Origin of the sequence: Pseudomonas sp. NFACC45 (assembly GCF_900113505.1) — a bacterium.
GTDB classification, from domain to species: Bacteria; Pseudomonadota; Gammaproteobacteria; order Pseudomonadales; family Pseudomonadaceae; genus Aquipseudomonas; species Aquipseudomonas tehranensis.
The window spans coordinates 116,141-137,577 of the sequence record NZ_FOPO01000007.1; the positions used below are offsets into that span (position 1 = coordinate 116,141).

A 21,437-nucleotide genomic window follows, 5' to 3' on the forward strand; every position below is an offset into this window, starting at 1 on the left:
CAGTCAGCAGAGATGTTGAATGTGGTGGCCTCATCGCGAGCAGGCTCGCTCCCACAGGGGGCTGCACTCCATTTGCCGACGGGCGTGAATTAAATTGCCCTAGTACATTCATCACCACAATCCAGCCCTCTTAGACTGCGCCCAACACATCAGCTCGGGACGCGGTCATGGCAGTGTTGCAGCTACAGGATGTCTATCTCGCTCGCCAGCGCATCGAATCGCGGGTGCGGCGTACGCCCATGGAGCATTCCCCCAGCCTGTCACGGCTGATGGGCGTGGCGGTGTACCTCAAGCTCGAATCCCTGCAAGTCACCGGCAGCTTCAAGCTGCGCGGCGCGACTAATGCCGTGGCCCAGCTCAGCCCTGAGCAAAAGGCCCTGGGGGTGGTCACCGCATCGACCGGCAATCACGGCCGTGCGCTGGCTCATGCTGCTTCGCAGCAAGGGGTCAAGGCGATTGTCTGCCTGTCGAACCTAGTGCCGCCCAATAAGGTGCAGGCGATCCGCGACTTGGGGGCCGAGGTGTGCATCGTCGGCCAGTCCCAGGACGATGCCCAGCGCGAAGCCGAACGCATCGCCAGAGAACAGGGTGCGACCTTCCTGCCGCCTTTCGACCATCCGGCGATCATCGCCGGTCAGGGCACGCTGGGCCTGGAGATCCTCGAACAACAGCCGGACGTGGCCCAGGTGCTGGTGCCGTTGTCCGGTGGCGGCCTGTTCGCCGGCGTGGCTCTGGCGCTCAAAAGTGCGAGTCCGGCGATTCAGGTGCATGGCATCAGCATGGCCCGAGGCGCCGCCATGGGGGCCAGCCTCGCCGCCGGGCATCCGGTGGAAGTCGAAGAGCTGCCGACGCTGGCGGACTCCCTGGGCGGCGGCATCGGCCTGGACAACCGCTACACCTTCGACATGACCCGGCAACTGAGCGATGACCTGCACCTGCTTTCAGAAGCTTCCATCGCCAATGCCTTGCGCCACGCCTATCACGAGGAACGTCTGGTGCTTGAGGGCGCTGCCGTGGTGGGCATTGCCGCGCTGCTCGACGGCCTGATCGAACCGCGCGGCCCCATTGTGCTGGTGATCAGCGGGCGCAACGTCGACACCGCGCAACATGCCCGCGTGATCGCCGGGGCCCATCAATAACCCTCAGCCGCAACGGAGCCAGCCATGAGTGAAGTCACCCTATTGAGCGAAGCGGATCTGCGCAGTTGCGTAGCCCTCGACTTGCCCAGCATCGATGCCATCGAGCAGGCCTTCGTGTTGCTGGCAACGGCGGCCGTGGCGATGCCGCCGATCCTGCGGCTGGACATCCCCGAACATAACGGTGAGGTGGACGTGAAGACCGCTTACCTGCCGGGCCTGGAACGGTTTGCGATCAAGGTCAGCCCAGGCTTTTTCGACAACCCGAAACTCGGCCTGCCCAGCCTCAACGGCATGATGATGCTGTTGTCGGCGCGCACCGGTTTGCTGGAGGCGCTGTTACTCGACAACGGTTACCTCACAGCCGTGCGCACGGCGGCGGCGGGCGCAGTAGCGGCGCGCTGCCTGTCTCGTGAGGCAAGCCGCCGCGTGGCGCTGATCGGTGCTGGAGAACAGGCGGCGTTGCAGCTCCAGGCGCTGCGGCTGGTGCGACCCATCGAAGAGGTGCGGGTCTGGGCTCGCGATGCACAAAAGGCCCAGGCCTTCAGTACCGAACTGGCGCGTGAGACGGGGCTTTCGGTGACACCATGCGCAACGGTCGACGCCGCGCTGGATGGCGTAGACATCGCCATCACCTGCACCCCCAGTCGTGAACCGCTGATCGAAGCCCGGCACCTGCATCCGGGCCTGCATATCACCGCGATGGGCTCGGACGCGGAACACAAGAACGAGATTTCCCCGCAAGCCCTGGCGGCCGTCGACTGCTACGTCGCCGATCGTCTGAGCCAGACCCGCGTGCTGGGCGAACTGCATCACGCCCTGGCGGCCGGGGTCGTCGGCGATGAGTCGGCGTTGCTGGAACTGGGCCAGGTGCTGGCAGGGCAGCGGGCCGGGCGGACCGATGAGGCGCAAGTCACCTTGTGCGACCTCACCGGCACCGGCGCCCAGGACACCGCTATCGCCAACCTGGCTTTCGAGCGGGCGCGGGCGGCGGGCAAGGGGTTTCCATTCGGTCGTTGACCGATCTTTTATTCGTGCGTCATTGATCAGAGGGCAGGTGGATGTCAGAGATAGTCGTCAATCTTCCGTTCCAGCGGGAGGAATACGCCCAGCGCCTGGCGAAGGTCCGCGTGGCCATGCAGGTCCAGGGCCTGGAGCTGTTGCTGGTCACCGATCCGTCGAACATGGCCTGGCTCACCGGCTACGACGGTTGGTCGTTCTACGTGCACCAGTGCGTGCTGTTGGCACTGGATGGCGAGCCCGTGTGGTTCGGTCGCGGCCAGGATGCCAACGGTGCCAAACGCACGGTGTTCATGCAGGCCGATAACATCATTGGCTACCCGGACATCTACGTGCAGTCGCGCGAACGTCATCCCATGGATTACCTGTCCCGGGAAGTGATCACCGCTCGTGGCTGGGGCGCGCTGACCATTGGCGTGGAGATGGACAACTACTACTTCAGCGCCGCCGCGTACCTGTCGCTGCAAAAGCATTTGCCTCAGGCCAAACTGGTGGACGCGGTGGGCCTGGTGAACTGGCAGCGGGCGGTCAAGTCCCCGCAGGAAATCGCCTACATGCGCATCGCCGCGCGCATCGTCGAGAACATGCACGGTCGGATTCTGGAGCGGATCGAGCCGGGTATGCGCAAGAACGAACTGGTGGCCGAGATCTACAGCAGTGGCATTCTCGGGGCCGACGGCCATGGCGGCGATTACCCGGCCATCGTGCCATTGCTGCCCACCGGTGCCGACGCCAGCGCGCCGCATCTGACCTGGGACGATTCGCCGTTCGAGAAGGGCGCCGGGACTTTTTTCGAGATCGCCGGTTGCTACAAGCGTTACCACTGCCCGCTGTCGCGGACCATCTACCTGGGCAAGCCACCGCAGCATTTTCTCGACGGCGAAAAAGCCGTGGTCGAGGGCATCGCCGCCGGCTTGGACGCGGCCAAACCGGGCAACACCACCGGCGACATCGCCGTGGCGTTTTTCAAAGTACTGGAGAAGTTCGGCATCCATAAGGACAGTCGGTGCGGCTATCCCATCGGTATCAGCTATCCGCCGGATTGGGGCGAACGCACCATGAGCCTGCGCCCCGGCGACACCAGCGTGTTGCAACCGGGCATGACGTTCCACTTCATGCCGGGACTGTGGATGGACGACTGGGGGCTGGAAATCACCGAAAGCATCCTGATCACCGAGACTGGCGTCGAGACGCTGTGCAATGTGCCTCGTCAATTGTTCGTGAAGGATTGAGCCATGACTGACTTGCCTGCCAATCCCATCAGCGCCACGGTTGATTTCACCCGCGAGGGCGTCCAGCACGGCTTTCTCAAGCTGCCGTATTCGCGAGACGATTCGGCCTGGGGCGCGGTGATGATTCCCATCACCGTGATCCAGCGCGGCAGCGGCCCGACGGCGCTGCTCAGTGGTGGCAACCATGGCGATGAGTACGAAGGCCCGGTGGCCCTGAGCAAACTGGCGCAACGGCTGACCGCGCAAGAGGTGAGCGGAAGGGTGATTATCGTGCCGTTCATGAACACCCCGGCGTTCCATGCCGCACGCCGGACTTCGCCCATCGACAAGGGCAATCTCAACCGCAGTTTTCCCGGCAAGCCGGACGGTACCGTCACCGAGAAAATCGCTGACTATTTCAACCGGACGTTGCTGCCTTTGGCCGATATCGTTCTGGACATCCACTCCGGTGGCCGGACCCTGGACTTCCTGCCGTTCGCCGCCTGTCACGTGTTGCCGGACAAGCAGCAACAGGCCCGCTGCGAGGCAGGGATGCTGGCGTTCAATGCGCCGTATTGCATGCGCATGCTGGAACTGGACGCCGGGGCGATGTACGACACCGCCGCCGAATCCCAGGGCAAGGTGTTTGTCACCACCGAACTGGGCGGCGGCGGCTCATCGACGGCTCGTAGCGTGGCGATTGCCGAGCGCGGCGTGCGCAACCTGCTGATCCACGCCGGCATCCTGCGCGGCGAAATCGAGCTACAGCCATCGTTGATGCTCGACATGCCCGATGCCAGCTGCTTTATCGCCAGCGAACACGACGGCCTGCTGGAAATGTGCCGCGACCTGGGAGAACACGTGACCCTGGGCGAGGTGGTGGCGCGCATCTACGACGCCACCCGCAGCGGCGTCGCCCCCATTGAATACCGCGCCGCTCGCAGCGGTCTGCTGGCGGCCCGGCACTTTCCAGGGCTGGTGCGATGTGGCGATACCTTGGCGGTGATTGCCGATGTGTTGGTGTAGGCCTGACTGCACTCCGCACCTGTGGCGAGGGGATTTATCCCCGCTGGGTTGCGCAGCGACCCTAAAACCTGACACCTCGGTATGTCAGGTAAATTGAGTCTGCAGGTTGTGGGGCTGCTCCGCAGCCCAGCGGGGATAAATCCCCTCGCCACAGTAATCGGTGTGATGTCTGAACTGCCTGGAGAGCCCCGGCCCATGCACAAGCTCGACCGCTATGACCTCAAGATCCTGCAGGTCCTCGCCGAGGACGGGCGGATCACCAAATCGAGTCTGGCCGAGGCGATCAACCTTTCGGTGACGCCGGCCTGGGAGCGGGTGCGCAAGCTGGAAATGGCCGGGCTGATCAGCGGCTATCGGGCGCAGATCGACTGGGGCGCGGTGTTCAAACGTCAACAGGTGCTGGTGGAAATCACCCTGGCCCGGCACACCGCCCAGGACATGCGCCGCTTCGAGCAGCGCATGGCCACCGCCCCGCAAGTGGCGTTCTGTTACGCCACCGGTGGCGGGGTGGATTACCTGGCGATGATCCAGGCGCCTGACATTGATCAGTACCAGCGCTTTGTCGATCAACTGCTGCTCGAAGACCTCGGCATCGAACGCTACTTCACCTACGTCGTCACCAAAACCATCAAGACCAGCGGCGCCTTGCCGGCGGAGTTGGCCGAGCCATCCTGAGCACCGCAGAAAATCCGTTTTTGCCGCCTCGATTCAGAAAAAAACCAGGATTTGCTCCACGGCAAACCTCCGATTACTCAAGCACCGCTGCCCTAGCATGGTTCCACGCACACGGTCTGGAGTGAACGTCATGACTTATCAACATCCGCTGCTGTTCAAAGCGCTTTGTTACATCGACGGCCAGTGGGTCCACAGCGACAGCGGCCACAGCATTGCCGTGCACAACCCCGCCACCCGCACGGTGATCGGCCATGTGCCGATGCTGGATCAGCCGCAGATTGTCGCGGCGGTGGACGCGGCACAGCAAGCTTTCCCGGCCTGGCGTGAACAGAGCCTGGATGCCCGGGGCAAAATTCTACGACGCTGGGCGGCGTTGATCGTCGAACACAGCGAAGACCTGGCGCGCATCCTCAGCCTCGAGCAGGGCAAATCGTTGGCCGAGTCCCGCGGCGAAATCGCCTATGCCGCCAGTTTCATCCCGTGGTTCGCCGAAGAGGCCCGGCGCTTGTACGGGCAGAATATCCCCAGCCATATTCCCAATGCTCACCTGGGTACGGTCAAGGAACCGGTGGGCGTCTGCGCGCTGCTGACACCGTGGAATTTCCCTTCGGCGATGATCACCCGCAAGGCGGCCGCCGCCCTCGCTGCCGGTTGCACCGTGGTGATCAAACCGGCCCACGAAACGCCATACTCGGCTTTGGCCTTGGCCCAACTGGCCGAGGAAGCGGGATTTCCCGCCGGGGTCTTCAACGTGGTATTGGGTGAGCCGCAGATGACCATGGAAACCCTGGTCAAGGATCGCCGTGTCCGCTCAGTGAGTTTCACCGGCTCGACTCGGGTCGGCAAACTGGTGCTGCAAGCCGCCGCCCATGACGTGAAGAAAGTCGCCCTGGAGTTGGGCGGCAACGCGCCGTTCATTGTCTGCGCCGATGCTGACCTGGCGCTGGCGGTGAAAGTCGCCGTGGAGGCGAAGTTCCAGACCTCGGGCCAAGATTGCTGCGCGGCGAACCGGATCATGGTGCAGCGCCCGGTTTACCAGGCGTTTCTCAGCCGTTTCGCCGCGGCGGTACGGGCCTTGCGGGTCGGCCCGGCCATGGTCGATCAACAGGAACAGGACGTGGACGTCGGCCCGCTGATGCATCAGGCCGCGCTCGACGTAACGGCCGATCGGGTCGCCGATGCGCTGGCCCTTGGCGCCCAGCGCCTGGTGGGAGGAGAAGCCCATGCCTTGGGCGGGTTGTTCTATCAGCCGACGGTGCTGGCTGATGTCACGCCGCAAATGCGTATCTACCGCGAAGAAAATTTCGCGCCCATCGCCGGGGTTATGCCCTTTGACACCCTGGATGAAGCCATCGAAATGGCCAACGACACCGAATACGGGCTGGCGGCCTATATTTGCTCCAACCGCCTGGACCTCATTTATCCACTGATTCGCCGTCTCGACCACGCCATGGTCGCGGTCAACGGCGTCAAGTTCACCGGCCATCCGATTCCCTTCGGTGGCATGAAAGCCTCGGGCCTTGGCCGCGAGGGTGGCAGCGAGGGCTTCGAGCCTTTCGTCGAAACCAAATACTTTTGCCTGCACCATCAAGGCCAGTTCCCAGGAGAACCCGCATGAGCCAGGAATTCAGCACACTGTTCGAACAAGACCGCGCGCATTTCATGCACCCCTCGACCCACGCCCACGACCACGCCAGCGGTGCGCTCAAGGGCCGGATCATCAAGAGCGCGTCGGGCATCCGCATTCGCGATCATGAAGGCCGTGATTTCATCGACGCCTTTGCCGGCCTCTACTGCGTGAACATCGGCTACGGTCGCACCGAGGTGGCCGATGCCATCTACCAGCAGGCCAAGGAGCTGGCCTACTACCACACCTACGTCGGCCACTCGAGCGAGGCGATCATTGAACTGTCCAGTCGCATCATGGACTGGGCACCAGAGGGGATGAAGAAGGTCTACTACGGTCTGTCCGGTTCCGATGCCAACGAAACCCAGGTCAAGCTGGTGCGTTACTACAACAACGTGCTGGGCCGGCCGCAGAAGAAAAAAATCATCTCCCGCGATCGTGGCTACCATGGCTCGGGCATCATGACCGGCAGCCTGACTGGGTTGGCGACCTTCCACCAGCATTTCGACCTGCCAGTGGAAGGGGTCAAGCACACCGTGTGTCCCCACTGGTATCGCAAGGCCCCGGCGGGGATGGATGAAGCGGCGTTTGTGCGTTACTGCGCCGATGAGCTGGAAAAAATGATCCTGGCTGAAGGGCCGGACACCGTGGCGGCGTTCATCGGTGAACCGTTGATGGGCACCGGTGGCATCATTGTTCCGCCGGTCGGTTATTGGGACGCGATCCAGGCGGTGTTGAACAAATATGATGTGCTGTTGATTGCCGATGAAGTGGTCTGCGCATTCGGCCGTCTGGGTTCGAAAATGGGCAGTCAGCGCTACGGCATGAAGCCGGACTTGATCACCACCGCCAAAGGCCTGACCAGCGCGTATGCACCGTTGTCGGCGGTGATCATCGGGGAAAAGGTCTGGAGCGTGGTCGAAAAAGCCTCTCAGACCGAAGGTGCCATGGGGCACGGCTGGACCTATTCAGGGCATCCGATCTGCGCGGCGGCGGCATTGGCCAACCTCGACATTCTCGAGCGGGAAAACCTCACGGCCAACGCCGAGGATGTCGGCGGCTACCTGAACCGCCGGCTGCGTGAAAGCCTCGAAGGTCATCCGCTGGTGGGTGAAGTGCGCGGTGATGGCATGCTCGCGGCGGTGGAGTTCATGGCCGATCGTGAGCAGCGCAGCGCTTTTGATCCGGCGCTGAAAGTCGGCCCCAGGGTCTCGGCCGCCTGCCTGGAACGCGGCATGATCGCCCGCGCCATGCCCCACGGCGACATCCTGGGCTTCGCTCCGCCACTGATCCTGACCCGCGAAGAGGCGGATCTGATCGTTGACATCACCAAAGGCGCAATCGATCAGGTGGCGGGTGAAGTGTTGGCTTAAGCCTGCTTTAAATGTGGGAGCGAGCCTGCTCGCGAAAGCGGTGTGTCTGAACCGGCGATGTTGGATGTGCTGGCGCCATCGCGAGCAGGCCCGCTCCCACAGGGAGCTTGTGGCGGACGCAGTATTTGCGCACACCCCGATCAAAACTGTGGGAGCGAGCCTGCTCGCGAAAGCGGTGTGTCTGAAACGGTGATGCTGGATGTGCCACCGCCTTCGCGAGCAAGCCCGCTCCCACAGGGGGATTTTCTTGAGCCAATAAAAAGCCCGCCCGATCATGCGATCGGGCGGGCTTTTGGGGGTTGCCTGGAAATTACTTCTTCAAACCGTAATGCTCATCGAGCATGCCGGGTGAGTTTGGCGCCTTGGGGGCATAGTCCCGGGGTGGTTCCTGGACCTCTTTTGGCGGGGTCAGGCGTTCCCGTGGCGTCTGCGCCGCATCAGCGTGCAGGGCGGCCAGCAGGCGTTGGCGAGTCTGCTCGTCCAGGGCCAGGCGATTGGCACCCTCGGACAAATGATCCTGGACGTCCTGGTAGCTCTGGGTGAGTTTTTTCACCAGAGAAGCGGTGCTGTTGAAGTGAGTGACCACTTCATTCTGATAACTGTCGAAACGTTCCTGAATGTCGTCCAGCTGACGTTGCGTGCTGTTAGGCACCGCATTGGGCAGCAGTCGGGCAAGCAGGAATCCAATGGCGACACCGGCAACCAGGGCAAGAGTCGGCAACAGCCAAACTAAGAGCGAGTGTTCCACGAGTCCTTCCTCTATAAACGGCTTTGCTTTACGTTAACGGCTCGGACCTGCGCTGTATACCGCGAAGAACATCGCAATCATGCCAGGCACAGACTTTTAGCTAGACGAGTCGACCCTATTCGAGGTCACGGAGTTCTTTCCCTTGCTTATGCGCGAAACCCCTGTAGTCATTGATGGCCCCGTGGGCCAACTGGAAGCCTTGTACCTGGACAGCGAAGCGCCCCGTGGCCTGGCGCTGATCTGCCACCCCAACCCGGTGCAGGGCGGGACCATGCTCAACAAAGTCGTCTCGACCTTGCAACGCACTGCCCGTGATGCTGGCCTGGTTACGTTGCGTTTCAATTATCGCGGCGTGGGCGCCAGTGCCGGCAGCCATGACATGGGCACCGGCGAAGTCGACGACGCCCAGGCCGCAGCCGATTGGCTGCGGGAAAAATACCCGCAACTGCCGCTCACCCTGTTCGGTTTTTCCTTTGGCGGATTCGTTGCCGCAAGCCTTGGCGGACGTCTGGAAGCCCAGGGCCAACCACCCAAGCACCTGTTCATGGTGGCCCCGGCGGTGATGCGCCTGGACGCGCAATCGCCCTTGCCGATGAGCGGCGAGTTGACCGTGATCCAGCCGGAAACCGACGAAGTAGTCGATCCCCAGCTTGTTTACCAATGGTCTGACACGCTCCAGCGCCCCCATGAGCTGCTGAAAGTGGCAGAATGCGGACACTTTTTCCATGGCAAGCTGACCGATCTCAAGGATCTGCTCCTGCCGCGCCTCTCGAATTGACAGCAGTCTGACAAGCGATAACCCATGACGACTCGTACCCGCATCCTGACCGGCATCACCACCACCGGCACCCCGCACCTGGGCAACTACGCCGGCGCTATCCGTCCGGCAATTCTCGCCAGCCGCGACAGCAACGCCGATTCGTTCTATTTCCTGGCCGACTACCACGCCCTGATCAAATGCGATGACCCGCTGCGCATCCAGCGCTCGCGCCTGGAAATCGCCGCGACCTGGCTGGCCGGTGGCCTGGATGTGGACCGCGTGACCTTCTATCGCCAGTCCGACATTCCCGAGATCCCGGAACTGACCTGGCTGCTGACCTGCGTCGCCGCCAAGGGCCTGCTCAATCGCGCCCATGCCTACAAGGCGTCGGTGGACAAGAACGTCGAAGCCGGTGAAGACCCGGATGCCGGCATCACCATGGGGCTGTACAGCTACCCGGTGCTGATGGCCGCGGACATCCTGATGTTCAACGCCCATAAAGTACCGGTCGGTCGCGACCAGATCCAGCACGTGGAAATGGCCCGCGACATCGGCCAGCGCTTCAACCATCTGTTCGGCCAGGGCAAGGAGTTTTTCACCATGCCCGAGGCGCTGATCGAGGAGAGCGTCGCCACGTTGCCGGGCCTTGATGGCCGCAAGATGTCCAAGAGCTACGACAACACCATCCCGTTGTTCAGCAGCGCCAAGGACATGAAGGACGCGATCTCGCGGATCGTCACCGACTCCCGCGCACCGGGCGAAGCCAAGGATCCGGACAACGCCCACCTGTTCACCTTGTTTCAGGCCTTCGCCACACCGGCGCAGTCCGCCGAGTTTCGTAGCGAACTCCTGCAGGGCCTGGGTTGGGGCGAAGCCAAGAACCGCCTGTTCCAGTTGCTCGACAGTGAACTGGGCGAGTCCCGCGAACGTTATCACCAGTTGATCGAACGCCCGGCGGACCTAGAAGACATCCTGCAACTGGGCGCGAAAAAAGCCCGAGCCGTGGCTACACCCTTCCTCAACGAACTGCGCGAAGCCGTCGGCCTGCGTTCGTTTGTCAGCCAGGTACAGGTGGCGACCAGCACGAAAAAGAAAGCGGCCAAAGCTGCACGTTTCGTCAGTTTTCGCGAAGACGACGGCAGTTTCCGCTTCCGTCTGCTGGCCGCCGATGGCGAGCAATTGGTGTTGTCGCGCAATTTTGCCGATGGCAAGACCGCAGGCCAGGTCACCAAGCAACTGCAAGCCGGCCAGCCACTGGACGTGCGCAGCGACGAGCTGAGCTTCAGTGTCTGGCTTGACGGCGCATGTGTGGCCGACAGTCCGGCTTTTGCGGACAGCGCCGCTCGGGATGCTGCCATCGAGGCTCTGCGCGTGGCCCTGACGCCGGTTCAGGACTGAGCCGGGGCGATTCCGACCATCGGCTCGAATAAGGGCCGATTGCCATTCCCGCGGGCCGTCGCTACAGTGACGGCCCGTTTTTGTTGCCTTGCTAACGAATATGACGCCCCTAGAACGATATCAAGCTGATCTGAAACGCCCGGAGTTCTTCCACGACGCAGCCCAGGAAACGGCAGTGCGGCATTTGCAGCGCCTGTACGACGATCTGGTCGCCGCGTCGAACAACAAGCCGGGCTTGTTGGGCAAACTGTTCGGCAAGAAGGACCAGGTGCCGGTCAAGGGCCTGTACTTCTGGGGCGGTGTCGGCCGTGGCAAAACCTACCTGGTCGACACCTTCTTCGAGGCGTTGCCGTTCAAGGAGAAGACACGGACGCACTTCCACCGCTTCATGAAGCGCGTGCATGAAGAGATGAAGACCCTGGGCGGCGAGAAGAACCCGCTGACCATCATCGCCAAGCGCTTCTCCGATGAGACCCGGGTGATCTGCTTCGATGAGTTTTTTGTGTCCGACATCACCGACGCCATGATTCTCGGCACCTTGATGGAGGAATTGTTCAAGAACGGCGTGACCTTGGTCGCCACCTCGAACATCGTGCCGGACGGCCTTTACAAGGACGGCCTGCAACGCGCGCGTTTCCTGCCGGCCATTGCGCTGATCAAGGAACACACCGACATCGTCAACGTCGACAGCGGTGTGGACTATCGCCTGCGCCACCTGGAGCAAGCGGAGCTGTTTCACTTTCCCCTGGACGCCGCCGCTGAAGAAAGCCTGCGCAAGAGCTTCCGTGCCCTGACTCCGGAATGCACCCAGGCGGTCGAAAATGATGTGTTGGTCATCGAGAATCGCGAGATCCGCGCCGTTCGCACTTGTGACGACGTGGCCTGGTTCGACTTCCGTGAACTGTGCGATGGCCCTCGTAGCCAGAACGACTACATCGAGCTGGGCAAGATCTTCCACGCGGTACTGCTCAGCAACGTGGAGCAAATGAGCGTCACCACCGACGACATCGCCCGCCGCTTCATCAACATGGTCGACGAGTTCTACGACCGTAACGTGAAGCTGATCATTTCGGCTGAAGTCGAACTCAAGGATCTGTACACCGGCGGTCGCCTGACCTTTGAGTTCCAGCGAACCTTGAGTCGTTTGCTGGAAATGCAGTCACACGAATTCCTGGCGCGGGCGCATAAGCCGTAATTCGGTTCGGATAAAAAAAGCCTGCGATTGCAGGTCTTTTTTGTGCGTGCGAGATCAACGGCGCACCGCATAACCCTGTGGGAGCGAGCCTGCTCGCGATAGCGGTGTATCAGTCAACATCAATGCTGGCTGACACACCGCTATCGCGAGCAGGCTCGCTCCCACATTGGACTGTATTCAACCCTTGGCTCACGCCGCCTGCTGAAATTGCTGTCGATACTGGTTCGGCGACAGCTCGGTATGTTGGCGGAACAGCCGGGCGAAGAAGCTCGCATCGTCGTAGCCGACTTCATAGCTGATGGTCTTGATGCTTTTGCGGCTGCCGGACAACAAGCCCTTGGCGGTTTCTATCCGCAGCCGTTGCAGGTAATGCAGCGGTTTGTCCCCCGTGGCGGTCTGGAAGCGGCGCATGAAGTTGCGGATGCTCATACCGTGCTCCCGGGCGACGTCCTCAAAGCGGAACTTGTCGGCGAAGTGCTCTTCGAGCCAGTGCTGGATCTGCAGGATGATCACATCCTGATGCAGTTTCTGGCCCCCGAAGCCGATTCTTCCCGGTGAGTAGTTGCGCTGCACTTCATACAGAATGTCTCGTGCCACGGCCTGGGCCACGTTGGCGCCGCAGAACCGTTCGATGAGGTAGATATAGAGGTCGCAGGCTGAGGTCGTGCCGCCGGCGCAGAACAGGTTGTCGGCGTCGGTCAGGTGCTTGTCCTGGTTCAGGTGCACCTGAGGGAAACGCTCCTTGAAGGCGTTGAAGAACCGCCAGTACGTGGTGGCCTCCTTGCCATCGAGCAGCCCGGCCTCGGCCAGCCAGAACACCCCGGTCGCCTCGCCGCAGAGCACTGCACCACGGGCATGCTGTTCCCGCAGCCAGGGCAGGACCTGTGGGTAACGTTGGCAGAGGGTGGCGAAATCATCCCAAAAGGCCGGGAGGATGATCACATCGGTATTTTCCAGGCCGCCGTCCACCGGCATGATCACGTCGCTGAAGCTGTTCACCGGTTTGCCGTCGGGGCTGACCAGCCGGGTTTCGAACGCCGGTGTCAGGCCGTAGCCCAGTTGTTTGCCGTAGCGCAGGCTGGCCAGGTGGAAAAAATCCTTGGCTTGCATGAGGGTGGAAGCGAAAACCCGGTCGATAGCCAGGATGCTGACGCGCCGCAAGGGCGTGGAGATGTGCTTGGACATAGTTGATCTTTATTTTTATAGGGGAAAGTGGTCACCAGACGGCTGGATCGTCTTATTTTTTGTCGGATGTGTCCAGTGTCCTGTCATCCCTCGCAGGCTTAGGCTCTGTTGGATAACCCCATCGAACAATAATGCAAAGGTGCGTCATGATCCCAAGAACCCTGTTCAGTCCCGAGCACGAACTGTTTCGCGACAGCGTACGAACCTTCCTCGAAAAAGAAGCGGTGCCGTACCACAGCCAGTGGGAAAAACAGGGGCATGTGGATCGTCAGTTGTGGAACAAGGCGGGGGAGGCAGGGATGTTGTGCTCGCATCTGCCAGAGGCTTATGGCGGGCTGGATGCCGATTTTCTCTACAGTACCGTGGTGATTGAAGAAATCGGCAGACTGGGGCTGACGGGCATCGGCTTCTCGCTGCACTCCGACATCGTTGCGCCTTACATCCTGCACTACGGCAGCGAAGCGCTGAAACACAAGTACCTGCCCAAACTGGTGTCCGGTGAGATGGTCACGGCCATCGCCATGACCGAGCCGGGCGCCGGTTCCGACCTGCAGGGCGTGAAGACCACGGCGGTGCTGGACGGCGATGAATATGTCATCAACGGCTCGAAGACGTTCATCACCAACGGCTTTCTGGCCGACCTGGTGATCGTGGTGGCCAAGACCGATCCGAAGGCCGGCGCCAAGGGCACCAGTCTGTTCCTGGTGGAGGCGGGCACGCCTGGCTTCGAAAAAGGCAAGCGCCTGGAGAAGGTCGGGATGAAGGCTCAGGACACTTCGGAGCTGTTCTTCCAGGATGTTCGCGTGCCCAAGGAAAACCTGCTGGGGCAGGCTGGGATGGGTTTTGCCTACCTGATGCAGGAACTGCCCCAGGAACGCCTGACGGTTGCTATTGGTGGCCTGGCGTCAGCCGAAGCGGCGTTGCAATGGACGCTGGACTACACCCGCGAACGCAAGGCTTTCGGGAAAACCATCGCGGACTTCCAGAACACCCGGTTCAAACTGGCGGAAATGGCGACCGAGATCCAGATTGGTCGGGTCTTCGTCGACCGCTGCCTGGAACTGCATCTGCAAGGCAAGCTCGACGTGCCGACGGCGGCGATGGCCAAGTACTGGGGCACCGACCTGCAGTGCAAGGTGCTCGACGAATGCGTGCAGTTGCATGGTGGCTACGGGTTCATGTGGGAATACCCGGTCGCCCGGGCGTGGGCCGACGCGCGGGTGCAGCGCATCTATGCCGGGACCAATGAGATCATGAAGGAGATCATTGCGCGGTCACTTTGATGTTGTGTGACGGTTAGGCCGCTATCGCGAGCAGGCTCGCTCCCACACTGGCTTTATGTCTGACCACACCATTGTGATCGACACAGAGCCCATGTGGGAGCGAGCCTGCTCGCGATTGGATCTATGTATTGATCAAGGCGCCGGGTTCGGCTGATCCTTGTGAATCGCCTCGATCCCCGCCAGCACTTCATCGGACAGCTTCAGGTCGAAGCTTTCGATGTTGCTGTCCAGTTGCTCAAGGGTCGTGGCACCGATGATATTGCTGGTCACGAAAGGTTGCCGGGTCACGAAGGCCAGGGCCATCTGCGCCGGGTCCAGGCCGTGTTCCCGAGCCAGGGCCACATAACGACTGCACGCCGCTTCCGATTGTGGATTGAAATAGCGCGTGAAGCGGCTGTAGAGCGTCAGGCGGCCCTTGGCTGGCCGTGCGCCACCTTCATACTTGCCCGACAGGAAACCGAACGCTAATGGCGAGTAAGCCAGCAGGCCACATTGTTCACGGATGGCGATTTCCGAAAGCCCGATCTCGAAACTGCGGTTGAGCAGGTTGTAGGGGTTCTGGATCGACACTGCCCGAGGCCAGCCACGGGCTTCGGCCAGGGCGAGGAACTTCATGGTGCCCCACGGCGTTTCGTTGGACAGGCCGATGTGGCGGATCTTGCCGGCCCGGACCTGCTCGTCCAGGGCTTCGAGGGTTTCTTCCAGTGGGGTGAAATCTTCATCGGCCTTGTGCTGGTAGCCCAACTGGCCGAAGAAATTGGTGCTGCGTTCCGGCCAGTGCAGTTGGTAGAGATCGATCCAGTCGGTCTGCAGGCGCTTGAGGCTGGCGTCCACCGCTTCGACGATATGGCGGCGGTTGTGCTTGAGGTTTTTGTCGCGGATGTAGTCGATGGTGTTGCCGGGGCCTGCGATTTTGCTCGCCAGGATCCAGTCCGCGCGGTCGCCGCGGCGCTTGAAGTAGTTGCCGATGTAGCGTTCGGTGGTGGCGTAGGTCTCGGCCTTGGGCGGCACCGGGTACATCTCGGCGGTGTCGATGAAATTGATCCCGGCACCCTTGGCGCGTTCGATCTGGGCGAAGGCCTCGGCCTCGCTGTTTTGCTCACCCCAGGTCATGGTTCCGAGGCACAGGGCGCTCACGTTTAGATCGGTACGGCCTAGCTGGCGATAATCCATCGGGAACTCCTTGGGCAAAACAATCATAAAAGCAGGTTGAATTATTTTTCGCAATCTGCATAATTGCGCACCTCTTTCTGCAGTGGAAGTGATGCGCCGCCGCCGAAGAATCTTGCCGTTGAACGGACGCGCCGACCCGAGCCCCCGAAAGCGTCTGTATCCGGCTGCCTTTGACTTGTCAAAGTACGCACTATTCAGTAAGATCCGCCGTCTAATTTACAGGGCGGCCCCTGAGGCTATAAAGAATGAAAACTTTTACTGCTAAACCGGAAACAGTAAAGCGCGACTGGTTTGTCGTCGACGCTGCTGGTCAGACCCTGGGTCGTCTGGCCACCGAAATCGCGAGCCGTCTGCGTGGCAAGCACAAGCCTGAGTACACCCCTCACGTCGACACCGGTGACTACATCGTAGTGATCAACGCTGAGCAAGTACGTGTTACTGGCGCTAAAACCACTGACAAAATGTACTACTCCCACTCCGGTTTTCCTGGCGGCATCAAGTCGATCAACTTCGAAAAGCTGATCGCCAAAGCCCCTGAGCGCGTGATCGAGACCGCGGTTAAAGGCATGCTGCCTAAAAACCCACTGGGTCGCGACATGTATCGTAAGCTGAAGGTTTATGCGGGCGCTGCTCACCCTCATACTGCTCAGCAGCCCCAAGAACTGAAGTTTTAACGGAATAGTTCATTATGTCGGCGACTCAAAATTACGGCACTGGCCGTCGCAAGACTGCAACCGCACGCGTTTTCCTGCGTCCGGGCACTGGTAACATCTCCATCAACAACCGCTCCCTGGATAACTTCTTCGGCCGCGAAACTGCCCGCATGGTAGTTCGTCAGCCGCTGGAACTGACCGAGACCGTCGAAAAATTCGACATCTACGTCACTGTTATCGGTGGTGGTGTAAGTGGTCAGGCTGGCGCAATCCGCCACGGCATCACTCGCGCCCTGATGGATTACGACGAAACTCTGCGCGGTGCACTGCGCAAAGCCGGCTTCGTAACTCGCGATGCTCGTGAAGTTGAACGTAAGAAAGTCGGTCTGCGTAAAGCGCGTAAGCGTCCGCAGTACTCGAAGCGTTAATTTCGCTTCCGCTTTCAAAAGGCGCCCAGTTCCTCACGGAGCTGGGCGTTTTTTTTATGGGTGAAATAATTGCTCTGTGACAACTTGCCACATTCGCGAAGGCCCTATACTGCAAGGCTTGGCGGTTGGGTCGCTTGGTAATTACCTTGTCAGAACTGGGGCTTTTCATTACCATTCGGCAAAATTTTTATAAGTTCAGATTTTTACTTAGTAGACGCCTGATTTAACAGGCCACAAAGCTGATGGGAGAGGACTGAATGAGCAATGACGGCGTGAATGCAGGCCGGCGTCGCTTCCTGGTAGCAGCCACATCCGTGGTGGGTGCTGCAGGAGCGGTGGGGGCTGCGGTCCCGTTCGTGGGGTCATGGTTTCCCAGTGCCAAGGCGAAAGCTGCAGGTGCACCGGTGAAAGTGAATGTCAGCAAAATCGAGCCAGGCCAGCAGATGATTGCTGAGTGGCGCGGTCAGCCGGTATTCATCGTCCGCCGTACGGAGGAGATCCTGGGGAATCTGAAAAAGATCGAGGGCCAACTGTCCGATCCCACTTCCAAGAACTCGGACCAACCGGAGTACGTCAATCCCGAAACGCGCTCGATCAAGCCGGAAGTCCTGCTGCTGATCGGAATTTGCACGCACCTGGGTTGCTCGCCAACGTTCCGTCCTGAAGTAGCCCCTGCCGACTTGGGCAAGGACTGGGTCGGTGGTTATTTCTGCCCTTGCCACGGCTCCCACTACGACCTGGCCGGTCGCGTCTACAAGTCGCAGCCTGCACCTTTGAACCTGCCAGTTCCCCCGCATTCCTATGAGACCGACGACATCATTGTCGTTGGCGTCGATACGGAGAAAGCGTGATGAGCAAATTCATGGATTGGGTTGATGCGCGCTTTCCCGCGACCAAAATGTGGGAAGACCATCTCAGCAAGTACTACGCTCCAAAAAACTTCAACTTCTTCTACTTCTTTGGCTCCCTGGCACTGCTCGTTCTGGTCAACCAGATCGTCACCGGTGTCTGGCTGACCATGAGCTACACCCCTTCGGCGGAAGAAGCGTTTGCCTCCGTCGAATACATCATGCGCGACGTCGAGTACGGCTCGATCCTGCGTCTGCTGCACTCCACAGGCGCCTCGGCGTTCTTCATCGTGGTTTACCTGCATATGTTCCGTGGTCTGCTCTACGGTTCGTACCAGAAACCACGGGAGCTGGTGTGGGTGTTCGGTATGCTGATCTACCTGGCGCTGATGGCTGAAGCGTTCATGGGCTACCTGTTGCCTTGGGGCCAGATGTCTTACTGGGGCGCCCAGGTGATCATCTCGTTGTTCGGTGCAATCCCGGTCATCGGCGATGACCTGACCCAGTGGATTCGCGGTGATTACCTGATTTCGGGCATTACCCTGAACCGCTTCTTCGCCTTGCATGTGGTGGCCTTGCCGATCGTGATCCTCGGCCTGGTGGTGCTGCATATCCTGGCGCTGCATGAAGTCGGCTCGAACAACCCCGATGGCGTGGACATCAAGAAGCACAAGGACGAAAACGGTGTACCGCTGGACGGCATCGCCTTCCACCCGTACTACACCGTCAAAGATATCGTCGGCGTGGTGGTATTCCTGTTCATCTTCTGCTCCATCGTGTTCTTCTTCCCGGAGATGGGTGGTTACTTCCTCGAGAAGCCTAACTTCGAGCAGGCAAACGCCTTCAAGACCCCTGAGCACATTGCTCCGGTCTGGTACTTCACTCCGTTCTACGCGATTTTGCGGGCGGTTCCAGACAAGCTGCTGGGCGTCATCGCCATGGGTGCGGCGATCGCCGTGTTGTTCGTCCTGCCGTGGCTGGACCGCAGTCCAGTCAAGTCGATGCGCTACAAAGGCTGGCTGAGCAAAATCTGGCTCTGGGTGTTCTGCATCTCGTTCGTGATCCTGGGTGTGCTGGGCGTACTCGCTCCAACACCGGGCCGGACGCTGCTGTCGCAGGTCTGCACCTTCCTGTACTTCGCCTACTTCATTCTGATGCCGTTCTACACCAGGCTCGAGAAGACCAAACCGGTTCCGGAAAGGGTGACTGGCTGATGAAAAAGCTATTTTCTGTACTGATTCTTGCTGCTATGCCTGTCCTGTCCTTTGCGTCCGCATCCGGTGGGCCCGAGCTGGAAAAGGTCGACATCGACGTTTCCGACAAAGCTGCCATGCAGGACGGCGCACGTACCTTCGCCAACTACTGCATGGGCTGCCACAGCGCCAAGTTCCAGCGTTACGAGCGTGTAGCGGATGACCTGGGCATTCCCCATGAGCTGATGCTCGAGAAGCTGGTGTTCACTGGCGCCAAGCTGGGCGATCACATGAACATCGGCATGCAGCCGACAGACGCCAAGTCCTGGTTCGGGGCTGCGCCGCCCGACCTGACTCTGGTGGCGCGCGTGCGTGGCACCGACTGGCTCTACGGTTACCTGCGTTCGTTCTATGAAGATCCTGCGCGTCCTTGGGGCGTGAACAACAAGGTCTTCCCGAACGTCGGTATGCCAAACGTTCTGGTCGGCCTGCAGGGTCGTCAGGTGGTAGGCTGCAAACAGGTTCAAATCGTCGAGGACGGCAAGAAGCAATACGATCCGCTGACCGGCACGGCTTTGACTCATGAAGCCTGCGATCAGTTGACCGTGCTGCCGAACACCGGCAGCCTGACTGAAGAGCAGTTCGACGAGAAGGTCAAGAATCTGGTGACCTTCCTGGCCTATTCGGCCAACCCGGTGAAGCTGGAGCATCAGCGCATCGGTACTTATGTGTTGCTGTATTTGGCGTTCTTCTTCGTATTCGCTTACCTGCTCAAGCGTGAATACTGGAAAGACGTGCATTGATAAAGCTGTAAACCGTTGCTGTTAATCGTGCGCGCCCAAGGGCGTCTCTGGATGTAACGAACCTGGTCAGCCGGGTGTTACGGGAGGCGCCCTTTGGGCGCGCTCGTTTTTCCGTTTTTCGATAATTTCAACAAGCGAGGAGGATCGCCATGGGCGTGACCAATCGGTTGGCCTGTTACTCCGACCCCGCCGACCACTATTCCCACCGGGTACGTATCGTACTGGCAGAGAAGGGTGTCAGCGCCGAGATCATTTACGTCGAAGCGGGCCGTCAGCCGCCGAAGCTGATCGAAGTGAACCCTTACGGCAGCCTGCCCACGCTGGTCGATCGTGACCTGGCATTGTGGGAGTCGACAGTGGTGATGGAATACCTGGATGAGCGTTACCCGCATCCGCCTTTACTGCCGGTGTATCCTGTTGCGCGAGCCAACAGCCGTTTGCTGATCCATCGCATCCAGCGCGACTGGTGCGGGTTGGTGGACCTGATCCTGGATTCACGAACCAAGGAGCCTGCGCGGGTCGTGGCGCGCAAAGAGTTGCGCGAAAGCCTGACTGGCGTATCGCCGCTGTTCACCGACAAGCCATTCTTCCTCAGTGAGGAACAAAGCCTGGTGGATTGCTGCCTATTGCCAATACTCTGGCGTTTGCCGATTCTGGGTATTGAACTGCCGCGGCCTGCCAAGCCGTTGCTTGATTATATGGAGCGCCAATTTGCGCGTGAGGCATTCCAGGCGAGTCTGTCTGGTGTCGAACGTGACATGCGCTAAGGCTTAGGGAGCCGCTATGAACTCCAGTCGACCTTATCTGGTCCGCGCGCTCTATGAGTGGATTGTGGACAACGATTGCACCCCACATATGCTGGTTAACGCCGAGTATCCGTCGGTGCAGGTGCCGCAGGGTTTTGCCAACGATGGGCAAATAGTCTTGAACGTATCACCGGCCGCCGTGCGTCACTTGCACATGGATAATGATGCGGTCAGCTTTGAAGGGCGCTTCGGGGGTGTGCCGCATACTCTGTACGTGCCTATTGCCTCGATCCTGGGGATTTATGCTCGGGAGAATGGCCAGGGTATGGTGTTTGAGTTGGAAGTGCCGTTGGATGGTGAAGACGAGCTTGAGCCGGATGATGATTTGCCGCCACCGGATGACGAGCCGCCGCGGCCTAGCGGTCGGCCTAGTCTTAAGGTGGTGAAGTAGCGGAGCAGGTAATCTGTTCGCTGTTCGCTGTTCGCTGTTCGCTGTTCGCTGTTCGCTGTTCGCTGTTCGCTGTTCGCTGTTCGCTGTTCGCTGTTCGCTGTTCGCTGTTCGCTAAGGAAAATGCCTGTGTCGTGAGATATGGGCATTTTTTTTGGCTGTATTCACTGGTGGATTGGTGTGTATATCCGTTTCTGCGGTAATGGCTGCTTAGGGTTCCGCCCTTACGGCGGGTCACTTTTGAAAAGCCTACGCGGCCCGGCGAAAAGTAACCAAAACGCTCATGCCCCACCACTAGGTGCCTCGCTAAGGCTCGGCATGCCCTCACTCCGGCATTGCTCCGTGGGCCGCCGCGAAGGGCCATCCATGGCCCAGCGCGGCTAACCCGGCATCCATGCCGGGTTGCCCACTACGCAATGCCTGCGTTCGGCCAGCGTGGTTTAACGGGGCGTCGAGATCAAGAGCAAGAGCAAGAGCAAGAGCAGGAGCAAGAGCAGGAGCAAGAGCA

21 protein-coding genes are annotated in these 21,437 nt (G+C 60.3%); 18 read left to right on the forward strand and 3 right to left on the reverse strand.

Features of this window, described 5'->3' with window-relative positions; genetic code table 11:
* Nucleotides 1-167: 167 nt before the first annotated feature.
* The 7 genes from eutB to BM132_RS14735 all read left to right on the forward strand — a co-directional run bounded on the left by eutB (nucleotide 168) and on the right by BM132_RS14735 (nucleotide 8,068).
* Nucleotides 168-1,139: a hydroxyectoine utilization dehydratase EutB gene (gene eutB / locus BM132_RS14705; RefSeq protein ID WP_092456223.1), complete on the forward strand. Its 972-nt coding sequence runs from the start codon at nucleotides 168-170 to the stop codon at nucleotides 1,137-1,139.
* A gap of 24 nt (nucleotides 1,140-1,163) precedes the next feature.
* Complete coding sequence (locus BM132_RS14710) at nucleotides 1,164-2,156, forward strand: cyclodeaminase (RefSeq protein ID WP_092456226.1); 993 nt, start codon at nucleotides 1,164-1,166, stop codon at nucleotides 2,154-2,156.
* 41 nt (nucleotides 2,157-2,197) lie between these two features.
* Entirely contained in the window at nucleotides 2,198-3,388 is a 1,191-nt protein-coding gene (gene doeA, locus BM132_RS14715) for an ectoine hydrolase DoeA (protein ID WP_092393858.1), read from the forward strand.
* Nucleotides 3,389-3,391: 3 nt separating this feature from the next.
* A complete protein-coding gene (gene doeB / locus BM132_RS14720) occupies nucleotides 3,392-4,393 on the forward strand; it encodes a N(2)-acetyl-L-2,4-diaminobutanoate deacetylase DoeB (RefSeq protein WP_092393855.1) in 1,002 nt (333 codons plus the stop codon).
* A 195-nt stretch (nucleotides 4,394-4,588) separates the two neighbouring features.
* The gene (locus BM132_RS14725) at nucleotides 4,589-5,068 is read left to right on the forward strand and encodes an Lrp/AsnC family transcriptional regulator (protein WP_092456229.1); all 480 of its coding nucleotides are present in this window, start codon (nucleotides 4,589-4,591) and stop codon (nucleotides 5,066-5,068) included.
* Between the two features lie 130 nt (nucleotides 5,069-5,198).
* Nucleotides 5,199-6,686, forward strand: coding sequence for an NAD-dependent succinate-semialdehyde dehydrogenase (locus tag BM132_RS14730; protein ID WP_092456232.1), 1,488 nt, complete (start codon nucleotides 5,199-5,201; stop codon nucleotides 6,684-6,686).
* Complete coding sequence (locus BM132_RS14735; RefSeq protein WP_092456235.1) at nucleotides 6,683-8,068, forward strand: aspartate aminotransferase family protein; 1,386 nt, start codon at nucleotides 6,683-6,685, stop codon at nucleotides 8,066-8,068. The genes BM132_RS14730 and BM132_RS14735 overlap by 4 nt, the downstream gene beginning before the upstream one ends.
* A 310-nt stretch (nucleotides 8,069-8,378) precedes the next feature.
* Here the strand turns inward: BM132_RS14735 and BM132_RS14740 are convergent, their stop codons facing one another.
* Nucleotides 8,379-8,816: a Z-ring associated ZapG family protein gene (locus tag BM132_RS14740; RefSeq protein WP_047228581.1), complete on the reverse strand. Its 438-nt coding sequence runs from the start codon at nucleotides 8,814-8,816 to the stop codon at nucleotides 8,379-8,381.
* A 148-nt stretch (nucleotides 8,817-8,964) separates the two neighbouring features.
* Between BM132_RS14740 and BM132_RS14745 the strand changes: the two genes are divergently transcribed.
* The 3 genes from BM132_RS14745 to zapE all read left to right on the forward strand — a co-directional run bounded on the left by BM132_RS14745 (nucleotide 8,965) and on the right by zapE (nucleotide 12,169).
* Nucleotides 8,965-9,594 carry an alpha/beta hydrolase gene (locus BM132_RS14745; RefSeq protein ID WP_092456238.1) on the forward strand — a complete coding sequence of 210 codons (630 nt, stop codon included), beginning with the start codon at nucleotides 8,965-8,967 and terminating at the stop codon, nucleotides 9,592-9,594.
* 24 nt (nucleotides 9,595-9,618) lie between these two features.
* Complete coding sequence (locus BM132_RS14750) at nucleotides 9,619-10,974, forward strand: tryptophan--tRNA ligase (RefSeq protein WP_092456241.1); 1,356 nt, start codon at nucleotides 9,619-9,621, stop codon at nucleotides 10,972-10,974.
* A gap of 100 nt (nucleotides 10,975-11,074) precedes the next feature.
* A complete protein-coding gene (gene zapE / locus BM132_RS14755) occupies nucleotides 11,075-12,169 on the forward strand; it encodes a cell division protein ZapE (protein WP_092456244.1) in 1,095 nt (364 codons plus the stop codon).
* 189 nt (nucleotides 12,170-12,358) lie between these two features.
* On the opposite strand, the gene BM132_RS14760 is transcribed toward zapE, so the two are convergent.
* A complete protein-coding gene (locus BM132_RS14760) occupies nucleotides 12,359-13,255 on the reverse strand; it encodes a GlxA family transcriptional regulator (protein ID WP_177218180.1) in 897 nt (298 codons plus the stop codon).
* Between the two features lie 245 nt (nucleotides 13,256-13,500).
* Between BM132_RS14760 and BM132_RS14765 the strand changes: the two genes are divergently transcribed.
* Nucleotides 13,501-14,637, forward strand: a complete 1,137-nt coding sequence (locus BM132_RS14765) for an acyl-CoA dehydrogenase family protein (RefSeq protein ID WP_092456250.1) — start codon at nucleotides 13,501-13,503, stop codon at nucleotides 14,635-14,637.
* Nucleotides 14,638-14,769: 132 nt separating this feature from the next.
* Here BM132_RS14765 and BM132_RS14770 read toward each other — a convergent pair whose 3' ends face one another.
* The gene (locus tag BM132_RS14770) at nucleotides 14,770-15,810 is read right to left on the reverse strand and encodes an NADP(H)-dependent aldo-keto reductase (protein WP_092456253.1); all 1,041 of its coding nucleotides are present in this window, start codon (nucleotides 15,808-15,810) and stop codon (nucleotides 14,770-14,772) included.
* A 245-nt stretch (nucleotides 15,811-16,055) separates the two neighbouring features.
* On the opposite strand from BM132_RS14770, the gene rplM reads away from it, so the two are divergent.
* From rplM to BM132_RS14805, 7 genes are all read left to right on the forward strand, one after another.
* Nucleotides 16,056-16,484: a 50S ribosomal protein L13 gene (gene rplM / locus BM132_RS14775; protein ID WP_003205365.1), complete on the forward strand. Its 429-nt coding sequence runs from the start codon at nucleotides 16,056-16,058 to the stop codon at nucleotides 16,482-16,484.
* A 14-nt stretch (nucleotides 16,485-16,498) separates the two neighbouring features.
* Nucleotides 16,499-16,891 carry a 30S ribosomal protein S9 gene (gene rpsI / locus BM132_RS14780; protein WP_003205364.1) on the forward strand — a complete coding sequence of 131 codons (393 nt, stop codon included), beginning with the start codon at nucleotides 16,499-16,501 and terminating at the stop codon, nucleotides 16,889-16,891.
* Between the two features lie 257 nt (nucleotides 16,892-17,148).
* A complete protein-coding gene (gene petA / locus BM132_RS14785; protein WP_092393824.1) occupies nucleotides 17,149-17,742 on the forward strand; it encodes a ubiquinol-cytochrome c reductase iron-sulfur subunit in 594 nt (197 codons plus the stop codon).
* Nucleotides 17,742-18,953 carry a cytochrome b gene (locus tag BM132_RS14790; RefSeq protein ID WP_092393821.1) on the forward strand — a complete coding sequence of 404 codons (1,212 nt, stop codon included), beginning with the start codon at nucleotides 17,742-17,744 and terminating at the stop codon, nucleotides 18,951-18,953. The genes petA and BM132_RS14790 overlap by 1 nt, the downstream gene beginning before the upstream one ends.
* The gene (locus BM132_RS14795; protein ID WP_092393818.1) at nucleotides 18,953-19,735 is read left to right on the forward strand and encodes a cytochrome c1; all 783 of its coding nucleotides are present in this window, start codon (nucleotides 18,953-18,955) and stop codon (nucleotides 19,733-19,735) included. The genes BM132_RS14790 and BM132_RS14795 overlap by 1 nt, the downstream gene beginning before the upstream one ends.
* Nucleotides 19,736-19,884: 149 nt before the next feature.
* On the forward strand, nucleotides 19,885-20,502 hold the full coding sequence (locus tag BM132_RS14800; protein WP_092393815.1) for a glutathione S-transferase N-terminal domain-containing protein: 618 nt from the start codon (nucleotides 19,885-19,887) through the stop codon (nucleotides 20,500-20,502).
* A 16-nt stretch (nucleotides 20,503-20,518) separates the two neighbouring features.
* A complete protein-coding gene (locus BM132_RS14805) occupies nucleotides 20,519-20,932 on the forward strand; it encodes a ClpXP protease specificity-enhancing factor (RefSeq protein ID WP_092393812.1) in 414 nt (137 codons plus the stop codon).
* The last annotated feature ends 505 nt before the right edge of the window (nucleotides 20,933-21,437 follow it).

Bases quoted from the DNA above. Each gene is read 5' to 3' on its own strand.
- rplM (WP_003205365.1), top strand. From the start codon at position 16,056: ATGAAAACTTTTACTGCTAAACCGGAAACAGTAAAGCGCGACTGGTTT.
- BM132_RS14730 (WP_092456232.1), top strand. From the start codon at position 5,199: ATGACTTATCAACATCCGCTGCTGTTCAAAGCGCTTTGTTACATCGAC.
- BM132_RS14750 (WP_092456241.1), top strand. From the start codon at position 9,619: ATGACGACTCGTACCCGCATCCTGACCGGCATCACCACCACCGGCACC.
- BM132_RS14765 (WP_092456250.1), top strand. From the start codon at position 13,501: ATGATCCCAAGAACCCTGTTCAGTCCCGAGCACGAACTGTTTCGCGAC.
- BM132_RS14725 (WP_092456229.1), top strand. From the start codon at position 4,589: ATGCACAAGCTCGACCGCTATGACCTCAAGATCCTGCAGGTCCTCGCC.
- BM132_RS14805 (WP_092393812.1), top strand. From the start codon at position 20,519: ATGAACTCCAGTCGACCTTATCTGGTCCGCGCGCTCTATGAGTGGATT.
- BM132_RS14800 (WP_092393815.1), top strand. From the start codon at position 19,885: ATGGGCGTGACCAATCGGTTGGCCTGTTACTCCGACCCCGCCGACCAC.
- doeB (WP_092393855.1), top strand. From the start codon at position 3,392: ATGACTGACTTGCCTGCCAATCCCATCAGCGCCACGGTTGATTTCACC.
- BM132_RS14790 (WP_092393821.1), top strand. From the start codon at position 17,742: ATGAGCAAATTCATGGATTGGGTTGATGCGCGCTTTCCCGCGACCAAA.
- rpsI (WP_003205364.1), top strand. From the start codon at position 16,499: ATGTCGGCGACTCAAAATTACGGCACTGGCCGTCGCAAGACTGCAACC.
- BM132_RS14770 (WP_092456253.1), bottom strand. From the start codon at position 15,810: ATGGATTATCGCCAGCTAGGCCGTACCGATCTAAACGTGAGCGCCCTG.
- zapE (WP_092456244.1), top strand. From the start codon at position 11,075: ATGACGCCCCTAGAACGATATCAAGCTGATCTGAAACGCCCGGAGTTC.
- BM132_RS14710 (WP_092456226.1), top strand. From the start codon at position 1,164: ATGAGTGAAGTCACCCTATTGAGCGAAGCGGATCTGCGCAGTTGCGTA.
- BM132_RS14735 (WP_092456235.1), top strand. From the start codon at position 6,683: ATGAGCCAGGAATTCAGCACACTGTTCGAACAAGACCGCGCGCATTTC.
- doeA (WP_092393858.1), top strand. From the start codon at position 2,198: ATGTCAGAGATAGTCGTCAATCTTCCGTTCCAGCGGGAGGAATACGCC.
- eutB (WP_092456223.1), top strand. From the start codon at position 168: ATGGCAGTGTTGCAGCTACAGGATGTCTATCTCGCTCGCCAGCGCATC.
- BM132_RS14745 (WP_092456238.1), top strand. From the start codon at position 8,965: ATGCGCGAAACCCCTGTAGTCATTGATGGCCCCGTGGGCCAACTGGAA.
- BM132_RS14795 (WP_092393818.1), top strand. From the start codon at position 18,953: ATGAAAAAGCTATTTTCTGTACTGATTCTTGCTGCTATGCCTGTCCTG.
- petA (WP_092393824.1), top strand. From the start codon at position 17,149: ATGAGCAATGACGGCGTGAATGCAGGCCGGCGTCGCTTCCTGGTAGCA.